Below are 302 nucleotides of genomic sequence, written 5' to 3' on the forward strand. Positions count from 1 at the left end.
GCAGGACGTTGTCATTGGCGGTTTGAAGCGACTCGAGTACCGGGGTTACGACTCCGCCGGAATCGCCGTTCCGGGCCCGGACGGGCTGGCCGCCCGCAAGAAGGCGGGCAAGCTGGCCAACCTGACCGCTGAGTTGGCCGAGCACCCCATTCCGGAGGCACACCAGGGCATCGGGCACACCCGGTGGGCGACCCACGGTGGCCCCACCGACGTGAATGCCCACCCCCACGTCTCTGACAACGGGCGGGTGGCGCTGGTGCACAACGGCATCGTTGAGAACTTCGCCGAGTTGCGCGCCGAGC

General features: G+C 68.5%; 1 pseudogene. It reads left to right on the forward strand.

Annotation, left to right across the window (positions count from 1 at the left end):
* Positions 1-13 precede the first annotated feature (13 nt).
* Positions 14-302 (forward strand): annotated as a pseudogene (locus tag F0L46_RS25725) (glutamine--fructose-6-phosphate transaminase (isomerizing)); the annotation flags it as partial.

The organism is Salinarimonas soli (assembly GCF_008386575.1).
Lineage (GTDB): Bacteria > Pseudomonadota > Alphaproteobacteria > Rhizobiales > Beijerinckiaceae > Salinarimonas_A > Salinarimonas_A soli.